General features: G+C 53.9%; 11 protein-coding genes. 2 read left to right on the forward strand and 9 right to left on the reverse strand.

Translation table 11 applies throughout. The features are described from left to right. Window positions 1-168 precede the first annotated feature (168 nt). Window positions 169-996: a hypothetical protein gene (locus VSS37_RS14915; protein WP_324696489.1), complete on the forward strand. Its 828-nt coding sequence runs from the start codon at window positions 169-171 to the stop codon at window positions 994-996. Between the two features lie 80 nt (window positions 997-1076). On the opposite strand, the gene folD is transcribed toward VSS37_RS14915, so the two are convergent. The 3 genes from folD to ppsA all read right to left on the reverse strand — a co-directional run bounded on the left by folD (window position 1077) and on the right by ppsA (window position 5227). Further along, window positions 1077-1934, reverse strand: a complete 858-nt coding sequence (gene folD, locus VSS37_RS14920; RefSeq protein ID WP_324696490.1) for a bifunctional methylenetetrahydrofolate dehydrogenase/methenyltetrahydrofolate cyclohydrolase FolD — start codon at window positions 1932-1934, stop codon at window positions 1077-1079. A 66-nt stretch (window positions 1935-2000) separates the two neighbouring features. Then, window positions 2001-2843 carry a posphoenolpyruvate synthetase regulatory kinase/phosphorylase PpsR gene (gene ppsR, locus VSS37_RS14925; protein WP_324696492.1) on the reverse strand — a complete coding sequence of 281 codons (843 nt, stop codon included), beginning with the start codon at window positions 2841-2843 and terminating at the stop codon, window positions 2001-2003. Further along, on the reverse strand, window positions 2840-5227 hold the full coding sequence (ppsA, locus tag VSS37_RS14930; RefSeq protein ID WP_324696494.1) for a phosphoenolpyruvate synthase: 2388 nt from the start codon (window positions 5225-5227) through the stop codon (window positions 2840-2842). Before ppsA ends, ppsR begins: the two co-directional genes overlap by 4 nt. Before the next feature lie 274 nt (window positions 5228-5501). Between ppsA and VSS37_RS14935 the strand changes: the two genes are divergently transcribed. Further along, a complete protein-coding gene (locus VSS37_RS14935; protein ID WP_324696539.1) occupies window positions 5502-6413 on the forward strand; it encodes a LysR family transcriptional regulator in 912 nt (303 codons plus the stop codon). A gap of 6 nt (window positions 6414-6419) precedes the next feature. On the opposite strand, the gene VSS37_RS14940 is transcribed toward VSS37_RS14935, so the two are convergent. The 6 genes from VSS37_RS14940 to VSS37_RS14965 all read right to left on the reverse strand — a co-directional run bounded on the left by VSS37_RS14940 (window position 6420) and on the right by VSS37_RS14965 (window position 15487). After that, window positions 6420-8636 (reverse strand): GumC family protein, encoded by a 2217-nt coding sequence (locus tag VSS37_RS14940; RefSeq protein ID WP_324696496.1) that lies wholly within the window; start codon window positions 8634-8636, stop codon window positions 6420-6422. Further along, on the reverse strand, window positions 8633-9697 hold the full coding sequence (locus VSS37_RS14945) for a polysaccharide deacetylase family protein (RefSeq protein ID WP_324696498.1): 1065 nt from the start codon (window positions 9695-9697) through the stop codon (window positions 8633-8635). Before VSS37_RS14945 ends, VSS37_RS14940 begins: the two co-directional genes overlap by 4 nt. A 73-nt stretch (window positions 9698-9770) precedes the next feature. Next, the gene (locus VSS37_RS14950; RefSeq protein WP_324696499.1) at window positions 9771-11216 is read right to left on the reverse strand and encodes a lipopolysaccharide biosynthesis protein; all 1446 of its coding nucleotides are present in this window, start codon (window positions 11214-11216) and stop codon (window positions 9771-9773) included. Next, window positions 11213-12340 (reverse strand): glycosyltransferase family 4 protein, encoded by a 1128-nt coding sequence (locus VSS37_RS14955; RefSeq protein WP_324696501.1) that lies wholly within the window; start codon window positions 12338-12340, stop codon window positions 11213-11215. The genes VSS37_RS14950 and VSS37_RS14955 overlap by 4 nt, the downstream gene beginning before the upstream one ends. Before the next feature lie 11 nt (window positions 12341-12351). After that, window positions 12352-14277, reverse strand: a complete 1926-nt coding sequence (gene asnB, locus VSS37_RS14960; protein ID WP_324696502.1) for an asparagine synthase (glutamine-hydrolyzing) — start codon at window positions 14275-14277, stop codon at window positions 12352-12354. Beyond that, on the reverse strand, window positions 14222-15487 hold the full coding sequence (locus VSS37_RS14965) for a glycosyltransferase (protein WP_324696503.1): 1266 nt from the start codon (window positions 15485-15487) through the stop codon (window positions 14222-14224). The genes asnB and VSS37_RS14965 overlap by 56 nt, the downstream gene beginning before the upstream one ends. Between the last annotated feature and the right edge of the window lie 21 nt (window positions 15488-15508).

Raw genomic sequence — 15508 nt, forward strand, 5'->3', positions numbered from 1 at the left:
ACTGTAAGATCATAATCAAACGATGGATGTTCGTGCTTATTGTTTGATTAATAAAGTTTATTTTTTGATTGGTAATAATCGGGCAGACGGTCACAGCCCCATGTCCGTTTGCCTGCCAACTTGTGAGATGGCGCTGCCGCAATAGTGGGAGCGTGGTGGAGGTTAATTATGCAAAAGGGTGTCCTGAATAAAACTGCTTTGCCATTGCTGACCGGATTGGTGTTGTTAGGCGCGCCCTTGCTGGGTGTGTCGGCCTTGCCGATGCCTGCTGACACTTCATTGGTTTACCGCGTCAAGGATATGGATGCGGGTAATGTCCTTAAAATGTACAAAGAGCCTGGCAGGGATGTCATTGTCAACATCCCTCATAACGCGACCTGGATCTCGCGCCGGAATGCGCAGATGAATGCCGAAGACAAGGTTTGGGAAAAGGTTTCTTGGGATGACCAGACCGGTTGGGTTTTGTCCGATGCCTTGGAGGAAGACAAGGACGCGACCGAAACCGCCAATGCTCGCCGCCAGTGCCTTGCTGATCCTGCGGTCACGGAAAAAGACTGTTGCGGTTATCCGGAAGCGGCCAAAGGCGGCATCTTCAAATCTATCCCTGTTTATGCGGTGAAGGATTTGTCTGCGGGTGAAAGTTTAATGATGTATGTGGATCATGGTGATGACGCCATAGCGGTCGAGATTCCGCATAATGGCACGAACATCGTTAAGCTGGGTCAGCGCGCCGAAGCAGGCAACTTCGCCATGGAGCGGGTACGCTGGGCGGGTCAGAATGGCTGGGTGGATGACAGCAAGCTGGAATATGACGAAGCGAAGACCAAGGACGGCGACGCCAAGCGGCAGATGTGCGGTGGGGTGTCTGGCGGGGTTGACTTCCAGTCGTCAGAGGTTGTTTGCTTGCCTGCGCCAGTCATCCGCCGTTTGCAGGAGTCTGGCGCATTGGATGCTGAAACTGTCAAGCAGTTGATGGGGCAGCAGAAGGACAAGTAGGTTTTCGAGTCTGCTGGGCAGGTTGTGTGCCTGCCCATCAAGCCATTGCAAAACAAAGAAGCCAGCGTTCTTCTAGCTGGTTAGAAGGAATGCTTTTCGCATGCTTCCAGCGTGTTCTTCATCAACATGGCAACCGTCATGGGGCCGACGCCGCCAGGAACAGGCGTAATCCAGGCCGCGCGCTCGGCGGCCGCCGCAAAGTCCACATCGCCTGTCAATTTGCCATTTTCCAAGCGATTCATGCCTACGTCGATAACCGTTGCCCCTGGCTTGATCCAGTCGCCTTTGATTAGCCCTTGTTTGCCTACGGCTGCGACCACGATATCGGCTTGGCGCGTCAATGCGGCGGTGGCGTCACCACTAAACCGGTGCGTGACGCTGACGGTTGCTCCGGCCAACAGCAATTCCAACGCCATTGGGCGGCCTACAATGTTGGAGGCACCGATAATGACGGCATGGCGGCCTTTGTAGACTTCGGCGGTGCTGTCCAGCAGCCGCATGACACCATACGGTGTGCAAGGGCGCAGCCCAGGGATGCGCAACGTCAGTTTGCCGATATTCGCGGGGTGGAAGCCATCCACATCCTTGCGTGGGTCAATTTGCTCGATAATCAGGGAAGGTTCAATGTGGGCAGGCAAGGGCAGTTGCACCAATATGCCGTCAATCAGTGGGTCACGGTTAAGTTCATTGATCAATTGCACCAGTTCATACTGGGTCGTTTCTTCTGGCAGGTCATAGGAACGGGACATGACACCGACTTCATCGCAAGCTTTGCGTTTGTGGCTGACGTACACCTGTGATGCCGGATTGGAGCCGATCAAAATGACAGCTAGACCTGGGCGGCGTTTGCCCTGTTGCAAGCGCCCGTCAATACGCAGCTTGACTTCGGCGCGGACTTCGGCAGAGACCTTTTTGCCATCAATGATTTGGGCTGTCATGGTGTTTCCTGCAGGCAAGGAAAAGCGCGTATTGTCGCACTTCCCCAGACATCTGTCATGCGCTGCTCACTCCCCGTATAACTGGCGCTTCAGGCCGCTACGGTTGAGTATGGTTGTGGCGATTTCTTCAATGGAAATTGCAGTGGTGTTGATGCAGGGGATATTTTCACGCCGGTACAGGTTTTGTTGCCATTCCAGTTCCTGTTCGCATTGGTTAAACGATGCATAACGGCTGTTGGGCTTGCGTTCTTGGCGGATGCGCTGCAATTGTTCGGCTTCTATGGTCAAGCCAAACAGTTTGGGGCGGAATGGTTTGAGGAGTTCCGGCAGCTTATTTTCCTGCATGTCCTCTTCTGTCAGCGGGTAATTGGCGGCGTAAATGCCATATTGCATCGCCAGATAGAGGCAGGTTGGCGTTTTGCCGGAGCGTGACACCCCGATCAGGATAATGTCGGCTTCGGCGAAACTTTTTGCACTGATCCCATCATCACTGGCTTGGGCAAAGTTGATGGCGGAAATGCGTTTGGAGTAAGAGGCGTCATTGTGCAGGCCGTGCGAGCGTCCGATGGCGTGGGAGGAGGGTTGCCCCAGCTCCTTTTCCATTGAGTCGATGAAGTTGTTGAAGAAGTCGTAAATGGCGCAGTCGGCGCTTTCGATATACTGGCGCACTTCCGGGTTGACCAAGGTGCTGAAAACCAGCGGGCGGCACCCATCCAACTCCGCCATCATATTGATTTGTTCGGCAGTTTCTTTGGCCTTGTCCTCTGAATCCAAGAACGGGATACTAACTTTTCGCCATTGGATGCCATCGAACTGGGTCAGCAGGCTATGGCCTAGCGTTTCGACGGTGATGCCGGTGCGGTCGGACAGATAAAAGACTGTCCGCCGCTTTTTGCAATCCTTGATCATGCGTTGGCTGCATCGAGGCTGGCCAAATGCAGCCAGGTATCGACCACAGTGTCCGGGTTGAGCGAGATGCTGCTGATGCCTTGTTCATGCAGCCATGCGGCAAAATCTGGGTAGTCGGATGGGCCTTGGCCGCAAATACCAACGTACTTGCCTTGTTTTTTGCAGGCTTCAATCGCCATTTTCAGCAGTTTTTTTACTGCCGGGTTGCGTTCGTCAAACAGGTGCGCAATCAGGCCGGAATCGCGGTCAAGACCCAATGACAATTGCGTCATATCGTTGGAACCGATGGAGAAGCCGTCAAAATATTCGAGGAACTCTTCCGCCAGCACCGCGTTGGAAGGAATTTCGCACATCATAATTAGGCGTAGGTCGTTTTCACCGCGCTTCAGCCCTTGGTTTTCCAACAATTCGCTGACTTGTTGGGCTTCTTCCAAGGTGCGGCAGAATGGGATCATGACCTCAACATTGGTCAGCCCCATTTCATTACGGACTTTGCGCAGGGCACGGCATTCCAGTTCGAAGCAGTCGCGGAAGGATTCGGACAGGTAGCGGGAAACGCCCCGGTAGCCGATCATCGGGTTTTCTTCATGCGGTTCGTAACGGTCACCTGCCAACAGGTTGGCGTATTCGTTCGACTTGAAGTCGGACATGCGCACGATAACTTTGTGCGGATGGTAGGCGGCCGCCAATGTGGCGATGCCTTCCACCAGTTTTTCCACATAGAAATCGATTGGGCTGGCGTAACCCGCAATTTTCTTGCCGATCCTGTTCATCAACTCCACTGGCAGCTTGTCGAATTCCAGCAGGGCTTTCGGATGGATGCCGATGGTGTTGTTGATGATGAACTCCAAGCGCGCCAGCCCGATGCCTGCATTGGGAAGGCGGGAAAAGGCGAAGGCGCGGGATGGGTTGCCCACGTTCATCATGATCTTGACCGACAGTTCAGGCAGGTTGCCGGTGTCGGCTTTGCGCACTTCAAATGGCAGCAGGCCGTTGTAAATGAAACCGGTGTCGCCTTCTGCGCAGGAAACGGTAATCGCCGCGCCGTTTTCGATGCGGTCGGTGGCGTCGCCACAGCCGACTACCGCCGGAATGCCCATTTCGCGCGCAATAATGGCGGCGTGACAGGTGCGGCCACCACGATTGGTCACAATGGCGGAAGCGCGCTTCATGATCGGCTCCCAGTCAGGGTCGGTCATGTCGGTAACGAGCACATCACCTTCTTTGACTTCGTGCATCTGCTTGATGCTGCTGATGATGCGGGCAGGCCCTTGGCCGATTTTTTGCCCGATAGCGCGGCCTTCCGCGATAATGGAGCCTTTTTGCTGAAGCTGGTAGCGCTCAATGATGGTTGCAGAAGCGCGGCTTTCAACCGTTTCTGGGCGTGCTTGTACGATATACAGTTTGCCATCGCCACCATCTAAAGCCCATTCGATGTCCATCGGGCGGCCATAGTGCTTTTCGATAGTGATGGCCTGTCGGGCGAGAGACGCAACCTGTGCGTCCGTCAGGCAGAAACGCATGCTGCGGGCGGCTTCAACATCGCGGGTGAGGGTGGCTTTGTTGTGGGCTTCGCCTGCGCTATCGGCATACACCATTTCAATGGCTTTTGCGCCCAGGCGACGGGACAGGATAGCCGGGCGGCCTGCTTCAATGTTCGGTTTGTAGACGTAGAATTCATCTGGGTTGACGGCACCCTGCACAACGGTTTCGCCCAGGCCATAAGCGCCAGTGACGAATACGGCGTCACGGAAACCAGATTCAGTGTCAAGCGTGAACATGACGCCACTGGCACCAATGTCGCTACGCACCATTTTCTGGATGCCAGCGGACAGGAACACTTTGTCATGCTCAAAATGCTGGTGGACGCGGTAGGCGATGGCGCGGTCATTGTACAGGGAGGCGAACACTTCCTTGATGGCGGCGATGACATTATCGAGTCCACGCACGTTGAGGAAAGTTTCCTGTTGGCCTGCAAAGGATGCATCGGGCAAGTCTTCAGCCGTTGCAGATGAGCGCACTGCAAAAGAGGCGGTTGCGCCGGAGCCTTCCGACAGTTTTAGATAGGCGGCGGTGACGTCTTCCAGCAGGCGCGGCGGTAATGGTGTCTCCATAACCCAGCTGCGAATGGTCTTGCCTGCGTTGGTCAGTGCGTGGATGTCGTCGACATCTAATGAGTTCAGCAATGTGTTAATGCGATCCGCTAGGCCGTCAGCGCGGATAAAATCTTGGTAGGCATGGGTGGTGGTGGCAAATCCATTCGGGACGGTGACGCCGACATTGGCCAAGTTGCTGATCATTTCCCCAAGGGAGGCGTTTTTACCACCGACGATGTTCACATCGTGCATTCCCAATTGATCAAACCAAAGAATGTAATCTGCCATCGTGAATACTCCTGAATCGAAAAATTTGGAAATGCGTAATCCTTTTTATTGGTGCAACGCCATTGTTTCATAGGGGGGAGGTAGGAGAAAAGAGCGGCGTCCATAGGCGACGCCGCAAGCACCACAGTTAGCATGAGATAAACACCCAATATATGAATGTTTAACTGGCGCATAAGATACCGAAATTGATGATTGCAAAAAAATCAATTGTTTCAATTATTACTATTGTAATGCACAATAATGAAATATTCAGGAGGATGAATCGATCGTGGCGATGCATTACTACAAGCAGACGCGTTATAAATTGTTGCGGACTTTTTGCGTGGTGGCGCAAAAGGAGAACATTACTCACGCCGCCGAGCAGTTACATATTAGCCAGCCCACTGTTTCACTGCAAATTCAAGCACTTGAACGCGAGATGGGGGAGAAGTTGCTGGAGCGGCGTGGCCCTAGCGTGCGCTTGACCCCGGAAGGAAAAATTCTCTATCAACTGGTGCAGCCGATTGCGGCGGGAATTGATTCCCTGAAAGAAACGTTTGCTGCCAGCTTGGGCAAAATGGAAAAAGGGGAGTTGAACATTGCCGCCGGGCAATCAACAGCATTGTATGTGTTACCAGACTACCTCCGACGTTTCAATTGCGTATACCCAGGCATCCGGATCAACCTGCACAATGTGGCGGGGCAAAGCGGCATGAAAATGCTGTTGGATGATCAGGTGGATTTGGCAGTGGGGCCGTTGTTGCAAATTCCTGATAGCATCATTTACAAACCGTTTGTGTCATTTGGCTCAATCTTGATTACGGCGCGGAACCATCCTTTGGCCAGCCTGAACCGGAAAGTGACCCTGGAAGACATTACACCCTATGGGCTTATTTTGCCGCCTCGCAATATGAGCACTTGGCGAATGGTGGACACCGTATTTCGCCAGCATGAATTGCAATATTCAGTGGCGATGGAGGCAGGTGGTTGGGAGATCGTCAAACGTTACGTGGAGATGGGGCTGGGGGTATCGATTGTCACTGAAGTATGTTTGACGGGCGATGAAAAAATCACCGCCATACCTTTGCATGATTACTTTCCTGCCAGGAGCTATGGCCTGATTGTCCGGAGGGGCAAGTTCTTTACCCCTCAGGCCAAACGTTTTATCGAAATGTTTGATGAAAACTTTTTTGCAGACGATTGCTGATTATGGTCAGCTGTTAACCGGAACCAATTGGCGGGAACGTTGTTGGTAATAGTGGTCATAGTAGTGTTGCCCAATGGTTGTGCGCCGGACTTTCATACGTAAAAAGCCCGTTAGGTTGCCGCCAGCACGTTTCAGCTGCTTAAGGGCGGCATTGATTATCCGACGATTGCTAGTTTTGGGGCTAACCAACAGTACCGTTGCGGTGCTCATTGCCGACAGCACCAATGGATCGGCAAAACCTTTTAATGGCGGCGCATCAATGATGATGTAGTGATAGCGGCGCGCAGCGATGCCCATTAACGCCAGCATGTGGTTAGAGGAGAGCAGGCCTACTGGATCGCTGGTTTCAGTTCCGGCAGTAAGGATGTGCAGGCCGGTATCTGAACCAATAGAGTGTATGTTGGGCAGATCGATGGAGTTGTCCAGATAGTCGCTTAGTCCCACATTATTAGTGAGGCCAAGTTTGTGATGCAAGGTGGGGCACCGCATATCAGCGTCAACCAGCAATACTTTGTATCGCATGCGCGCATAAGCGTAGGCAATGTTGATGGCGGTAGTGCTTTTGCCTTCACCAGGTTCGATACTGGTAATCAGGACGGAGTTGCCTTTTTCCTTTTTTAACGATGCGCCCAGATTGGTGACCACGATACGGTAGGCTTCCGCCACTTCTGAGCGCGGCTCATTCAGGGTTTTTAGGGCAAGCGTGGTTTCTGGCAATTTACTGGCGTCAGGAATGGCGCCAAGTACGGGCAGGGCCGTGAATTTTTCCATGTCTTCGTCACTATGGATGTTGTCATCCATGCCTTCACGCAGGAACGCCAAGGCAATACCGCCCAACAAACCGCCCAGCAAGCCAATCAGCAGGTTAAGTGATGTGTTGGGACGATAACGTTGCAACGGTGTTTGCGCTTCATCAATAATCCGGACAATGCTGGGATTGGCACCGGAAGCAACATTCACTTCCCGCATCCGTTGCAGCAATTCGTCATAAAGCTGGCGGTTGGTTTCCACTTCACGTTTGAGCGCGTTGTATTCGATGCTTTTGTCCTGAATCTGCATGAGCTCATTGTTCAGTTTGCCCAGCCGCCCTTGCAGCTTATTTTCTTCTTCTTTGGCGGCGAGGTATTCTGCCTTGATGGCGCTGGTGACGCTGGCTGTTTCAGTGTTGATGGTGTTGCGCATGTCAGCGATTTGGCTGCTGAGGCGTTGCATGTCAGGGTAGTCCGGTTTGAACAGGCGGGATTTTTCCTGATATTCGGCTTCAAGATTGGCCAGGGTATTTTTCATGTTCTGAATGGCCAGGTTGTCGAGGGCGTCCCGATTGCCGCCGGTGGCCTTCAGTTGGTTGTATTTGCTTTCTGTCTGGATGCGGCGGCGTTCAGCATCCGCCAAAGCCTTATTCATGTCGGTCAGTTTTTCAACATTTACCGTCTGGGTGTCATCGATATTCAGGATGTTTTTCTTTTTGGCGTAGTCGAACAGGCGTTGTTCAGATTGCGTGAGGTCGTTACGGGTTTTTTCGATTTGTTGATCCAGATAGCCTTTCGCGTAATCGCCAGTTTCTGTATAGGCTTCGTTACGCATGCCAACATAGGTGTTGATCAATGTGTTGGTAATGTTGGCGGATTGGGCGGCGGCAGGCGCTTCAAAATAAATTTTGACTAATCTGGATTGTTCCAATGGCTGGACAAAGAGTTTTTTGGAGAACTTTTCGGCTGCTTCACGTAATTTGCTCGCATCATCTGTAACAGCCTTATTTTCTCCGCCAAACAAACCGGACAGGCTAAAGACGGGTTTATCGGCGGTTAGCAATTCATCCGCAAGCCCCATCTGCTTAATAACCCGTTCCGCTAGGGCACGGCTCTTCAACAGCTCATATTCGGTCTGCAGGATGTCGATGCTGTCTTTTTGGTCGGTATTGTGGATTTGGCCGAATTCAACTACGCGGGTTGGCTCCCGTTCAATCTTGATGGTGGCATTGGCCTGATAGCTGGGAGGGGTTAGTTTTGTCACCAGAAAGGCCAGCAATATGCCTAGAAGCAGGGCACTAAGAATAAGCCATTTGTGTTTTTTGAGAATGTCCCAGACATGTTGCAGGGAAAGGTCACGTTCAGTGGCCCTAGTCGCAAGTTCTGGGCTTAAAATAAGCGGTATTTCGTTTCCCTGGCGCAATGAGTAATGATATTCATTGGCTGGAATGAGTATTTCATTGCTTTGTTTCATATGCTGGTCCAATTTGTTTCGCACGTATGTTGGGGGCAGTTTATTGTGGTTGCGTTACTGGCTTGACGGATAACAGGTATGGGGTAGGTTTTGGCAAGTTCCTGCATGCTCATGCTTTGCATTCCATAGCGCGCTTGCAAGGAGTGGTAATGCTCAAGCACCCGTTCCAGCCGCTGAATGTTTTCCAGGGTATGGGCACCAAAATTATGTGGATGCCACCACAAGTGAAAAACTTCGTTTTTTCGGGCGGCATGCGTCATGCCACGCATGATACGTTCAAGGCGTAATTGGTTGAGGGCTGGGCATGGACAGTGCGGATAGAAAAACCGACTGGCGGGAATGTTGATCAATGCATGATTGGGCGTCTTATATATCCCAGGGGTAAAGGATTGATGCCCAGTGAGGTTGAAAGCCGAGTCGATTAGGCGCATCCCGCGTTTAAGCGTATAGAATCCGTCATGTTTTTCTGGGCAGTGATAAAAGCCGGAGCGGGCGTCTCCCCGGAAAGACCGAATGCCGTTTTTCGCCAGTATTTCAATATATTGTGAGGTGTACTGTTGGCGGGGGAAAACATAGGTTTCAAAGTTGATGCAGTAGCGCTTGGCAATTTCTTTGGCTGCATCCAAATCTGCGGAAAAGCTTTTCAGACTGGAACCAGGTTCATCCGGGTAATAGTGTGAAAAAGAATGTGAAGCGATTTCCTGTCCCGCATAATCCCTAACCATTTCCACTAACTCAGGGGCGTAGTAGTAGGGTATAAGGCTAGGGTTCTTATCAGTATCTGGCAGGTGCCTATAGGGATCTAGGCGTATGTCACGGTAGTCCGGTTTAAGGGTGGGAAGATGTTGCAGCAGGTCATGGGTATCCTGAAAAAAAATAAACCCAACAATCGCCCAAGTGGCGTGAATCCCATAGCGGCTAAAGTTTTCCAGCATCATAGGAATGGCTTGGCGCACCCCAGCCAGATTGGCTTTATAGGCATCCAGCCGGGTTTCATCGCGCATTCCCCAGTAAAGCTCGAAATCAAGTGAAATGACAAAGGCACCGTGCTGCAATGACATGTTTATTGGTTGTTCCTGGAAATGGTTAGTCAATGATGGTGTTGTATAACGGGTCAGGAATCAGGGGTGATGTCTAGGGTTCTAACTGTTGCGATCTCTGGATAAATGGAAAATGACGTTTGGTTTGTGTGCGTATGCCGCCAGTGTCCATCAGCAACAACGTCACGCTGTAAACCAGAAAGCCAGTCAACAGTTGGATCGCCAACCAACCAACACCGATTTTATGGTGGAGTTGAAATAGCGCCAGCGACATGAGCACGGTGGCCAGCACCACGCCAGACAGCTCCTTGCCGGGAAGTTGCAATGGGAACCAGCGCATTCCCCGCCATGCGCTGAGAAGCAAACCGGCGGCGTAAGCGGCAAGGGTTGCCCAGGCAGCCCCATACATGCCCCAATGCGGTATGAGCAACAGGTTCAGGGCAAGGTTGAGACCGGCGGCGATCAGCAAGATCCAGACCTGTCCCTGGGTATGCTTTCCCAATTGGAATGCCAAGTCGAAAAAGTAAGATTTTGCCCCTGACAGCAAAATGGCAGTCGCAATCAGGGGGGTCAGTGCCACTACGGTCGCCCTGAATTCGGTGCCAAGCAACAGGCTGGCGAGATTGGGGGTAATCAAGACCAATCCGGCAGTGGCGGGAAAGCCAATACCAAACAGCAACAGGGCGTGTTGACGGCTGTGCTGCTTGGCGGCCTCAACCCCCTGTGTTTCAAGGGCGTTGACCAGCATGGGATAGATGGCGAGGTTTATGCTCATCATCAGCATGACCAGCGTAAAACGGGGCAAGTCATAAGCGACTGCATATTGCCCAGCGCTGTCCGCGCCATCCAGCCAGGCCAACAACATGCGGTCAGCGCTGTTGATCACTTCGTTCAGGAGCGCGGAGGCGGTCAATGGCAGCCCGTAAATAAGCATTTGCCGGAGGATTCCCGTATCTATTTGGCTCCAATGGATGTGTCGCCATTCGTCCCGGCAAAACAGCAGCACGGGCAACAGGTTGCCAATCAGCAGCCCCCATAAAATGCCTTCCGCCCCCCAGCCCGCCCACGCCAGCCATCCGCCGATGGCAAGCGCCAGCAGGGTTTTGCCCAGCATCATGCCGCCATAGCGATAAGGGTTGAGCTGTGAGTTCTGGAGTTGCAGGTTAAGCTCGAAAAAAGCCCATGCCGCCAGCAGCAGGCCGCCCGCCAGTGCCAGTTGCGCCACCGTTGGATCAGGCGTGAATAGCCAAACCAGCAGGCAAAGGCCAAGCCCTGTTGCCGCAATGCCGCCGTAAGCCGCCAGTATGGTTGGGAAGAACATTTCCCGCTGATTGGCAAAGCGTGGCAGAAACCGCAATATCCCCAGGTTCAGCCAGCCAAACAGCAGCATTTGCAGAAAACTGACGGTTGCTGTCGCCAAGGAGTATTGGCCGTACTCATTTGGGCTTAGTAGCCGGGTGTACAAAGCCAGGGCTGCGAAATTGACCAAGCCAGGCAATCCCCGGGCGAGCAAGTACAGGAAGCTGTGCCGGATAATCATGTGAATAACTTCTGGTAAACCTGGAGTGTCTGATGCACGACTTGTTCGACGCTGAATTCCTCCTCAACCAGTCGCCGTCCAGCAAGTCCGAGCCGTTTGCGCTTGTGTGGGTTACGTAGCAGGATTTCGATGCCAGCCGCCAGCGCCGTGCTGCTTTGCGGTTCCACCAGCAGGCCATTTTGTTGGTGCAAGGTGATTTCACGGCAGCCTGGCACATCGCTGGCGACAATGGCCCGTCCGCAGGCGGCGGCTTCCAGCAGCACTTTGGGCACACCTTCCCGGTAGGATGGCAGGCAGATGATATGCGCCTGGGGAAGGATGTCTGGCATGTCGCTGCGGTGCCCCCACCATTCGACGCAGCCTTCCTGTTGCCAGCTGCGCAGTTCCTCAAGGGGGATTGCGTCATGATTGTTGGGGACATCACCAACCAGCACAAAACGCGCAGCCAAGCCTTTCGCATGTATTTTGCGGGCGGCGCCAGCAAATTCACACACGCCTTTGCTTTTGAGCATGCGCGCTGCGAGCAGGACAACCGGGTCGCCTTCGGGTTCGGGACGGTAGCGGAATTCCCGTAAATTGACCCCAGAACTGCGGATCAGGACTGAGCGTTGCTTGCGGGTGATGCCAGCCTGGGTAAACAGGCCAAGATCATCAGGATTCTGGAAAATGGCCCATGCGCGTGATGGAAAAAAGATCGCCTTGTATACCGGGGTGATGAAGGTGCGCAGGGTTTTGGTGGCAATGTCCTGATGGGTAAACAGTGAACCCAGGCCAGTGAAGGCGTAAATGGAGCGGGTATGCCCCGACAGCAGGGCGGCGATGCCGCCATAGAGGATGGCCTTGACTGCAATGTGATGGATCAGGTCTGGTTGCACCTGCTTGTACAGGCGGTACAAGCTCCAAATGGCGCCAAGCTCCCGCAAGGGGTTGCGGCTCATGCGGTCCATGGAAAAACTGTGGTAGCACATCCCGCGGGTTTGGATGTCATGCGCTTCCGGGCTATCGGCTGGTTCGGGCATGGCGACATGCACATCATAGCCGCAGTTGCTGACATGCTCCGCCAGCGGTATGCGATGGGATAGGAAAAACGCGGCGTCGTTGCCAACAAACAGGATTTTTTTCACTAACTGCTCCTTTATGCCGCCATCGCCCGGATTACCGGGTTTTGTTGCTCATGCCACGCCTGGAACATCAGGACATCCCACAACAGGTATTGCCAGTTATGGGTGCCAGCCAAGTGTTGCCGCCATTTTTCCTGAATAGGGTCAGGGTCGAAAAAGCCTTCCTGGCGCAAACGCACCGGATCCAGCAGGTGTTCTGCCCAATCGCGCAAGCGGGTGCGCAACCAATTGTCCAATGGGACACCGAAGCCTTTTTTGGGGCGCTCAATCAGGTGGCGCGGCACATGCCGGTCCAGTATCCGCCGGAGAATCCACTTGCCCTGGCCGTCGTGGATTTTCATGTGCAAGGGCAGTTGCCAGGCAAACTCAACGACCCGGTGATCGAGAAATGGTGCACGGGTTTCCAGGCTGACGCCCATGGCAGTCCGGTCGACTTTGGCCAGAATATCGCCGGGCAGATAGCCAAGCGTGTCCATGTACATCATCCGTTCGGGGAAGTTCAGCCCAGCCGGAATGTTGGTTGGGATAGGGTCAGGGGCGCTATGCAGGCCCAGGACAATTTCTTCCGGGGTTTTCCAATGGGAAATGAGCCTGCGGTAAATGTCTTCAGGCGTGCGGGCGTTCAAGGCTTCAGTCGCTTTGCGCAGTTTTTCCCCTGGTTCATTGAAACGCAGCCGTTGGGGGAGGGACGAGGAGAAGGGTGTCAGCAGTTTGTCCCATTGGCGGGCGTCCAGATGCCCCAATGTCCCTGCGATGCCGCTACGCAGGAACCCTGGCAGATGTTGCAAGCGCCGCCAGATTTGCTGGGCATAGAAATAGCGGTTGTAGCCGCCAAACAGCTCATCCGCGCCATCTCCGGAAAGGCTGACCGTCACCCGCGTCTTGGCCAATTGGGCGACCAGCAGGGTGGGGATCTGCGACATGTCCGAAAATGGCTCATCAAACAGGACGGGGAGCCGGGGGATGATGTCCAGCGCGTCCGAAGGGCTTGCGATGTACTCGGTATGCTCAGTACCCAAATGGCGCGCAACTTCGCGGGCATAGTTGGCTTCGTTGAAGCTTTCTTCTTCGTAGCCGATCGTGAAGGTTTTGACGGGGCGGTTGGACTGGGCTTGCATCAGCGCAACCACCAGGGAGGAGTCGACGCCTCCGGACAGGAATGCGCCCAGCGGCACGTCCGCCAGCATTTGTTGGCGTACTGCGTCAGCCAGCAAATGCTCCAGCGCGTCGGTTTGTTCACGCACATTTTTGGGTGCGGGGGCATTTTGGCGGTTGGCGATGTATGCAGGCAATGACCAGTATGGCTCGGTTGGCATTGCGCTGCCCGGGGCAGTCTGTGGCGTGATCTGTAACAAATGTCCCGGTTCAAGTTTGAAAATGTTTTGGTAAATGGTATGGGGGGCAGGGATGTAGCTCAGGCGCAACTGGCTGGCGATGGCTTCACGGTTGATGGCTGCATGCCATTCGGGGTGGGCGCGCAGGGCTTTCAATTCGGAACCGAACAGGAAATGTTGGCCTGCCCAACCATAATACAGGGGCTTTTCGCCTAGGCGGTCGCGGGCGAGGGTAAGGCAACGGGTCGCGCTGTCCCACACGGCGATAGCGAACATGCCGATACAGGCTTTCAGGGTGCGCCGGATACCCCAGACTGAAAATGCAGCCAGCAGGGTTTCGGTGTCGGACATGCCGCGCCAATGAACGGGGCATTCCTGGCCGAGGCGTTTGCGCAACTCCTGGTGATTGTAGATTTCACCGTTGAACACCAGTGTGTAGCGCCCTGATTGTGACGCCATCGGCTGATGCCCTTCCGGAGAGAGATCTAGGATCGAAAGCCGCCGGTGTCCTAGCGCAATGCCAACGTCATGATCCAGCCACAAGCCGCCGTCATCCGGCCCCCTGTGTGCGAGGGTGGATGTCATCCGGCGCAGATTGCTTTGCATGTCGGTCGAATTTCGTCTGATTGAGAGGGAGTAGAAGCCCGTCAGTCCGCACATGATTCACTAACTCCTTGTATATATTTTGATACTGTGTGGTGATGTTCTGGATGTTGTAGTGTTTGCGGATGCGCTGAAGTGCGCGCAACCCCAATTCCTTGCGCCACACTTCACCTGCATTGATCCATTCCAGCCAAGCGAAGGCCAGGGCGGAGGGCGTGGCTTCAGGCACCTGCAAGACCCGGCCGGTTTTGCCGATAATGAGGGGAATGTCGCCCACATCGGTGGCGATGCAGGGCACGCCGCAGGCCATGGCTTCGCCAATGGCGTTGGGGAAGCCTTCGCCACGGGATGAAGTCAGGGAGAAAATGTCCAAGGCGTTTAGGACGCAATAAACATCCTGGCGTTCGCCCAGCAGGTGCAGGTGGCTCCTGTCAGGAAAACGTTGCAGTAGGGGAATAAGTTCGGGGTTTTCCGCCGTCACCTCCCGGCCAGCCAGAATGAAATGGACATTTTTCTGGTGCTGCATCAATAGGCTGGCGGCTTCCAGGAACAGGGCATGGTTTTTCATGGGGTGGTAGCGCGCAATCATGCCGATCACCAACGCATCAGACGGTATGCCAAGGCTCTCCCGGATGTCTTCACGGTAATAGGCATTGGGGGAAAACCGCTGGATGTCAAAACCGTTGGGCACTATTTGGGTTTTCTGCGCGGGATAGCCAAACGCCGCATGCTGGTCAGCGCTGAGGTATGAATTGTAAAGGATGTGTTCGGGGCGCTTGCTGAGTTTTGCCCCCATGCGGATTACCCCACGGGTGGCGAGCGGCTCATGGCGGATATCATAAAGGGTTTGGCGGATGTTCCACAGCAGTGGGTAGCGGTCGCCAAGCGCCATATTCGCCAGCGAAGCCGCCAGGTTGCCGTGATACATCCAGCCCTGCACAATGTCCGGCTGTAGTTCGCGTAGCAGCCGCACCAGTTCCAGGATGCGCCAGCCTGCCCAAAGGTTCAGGCTCATGTTGAGGGAGTAAACGCTGATCCCGTGTGACCTGATCCGCCTGCTGAGATCCGCTTCCCCACGCAACGATATGACAACCGGCTCGAAATGGGTGAGGTCGGTGTGCGCCAACAGTTTGTACAACATCATTTCCGCCCCGCCTGTTGTCAGGCAGGTGATGACATGCGCCACACGGATTTTACGGGCTGTGTTATCCATTAGAAATGACCCTATATCGAT

The sequence above is a fragment of the Candidatus Thiothrix phosphatis genome, assembly GCF_035668035.1.
Lineage (GTDB): Bacteria > Pseudomonadota > Gammaproteobacteria > Thiotrichales > Thiotrichaceae > Thiothrix > Thiothrix phosphatis.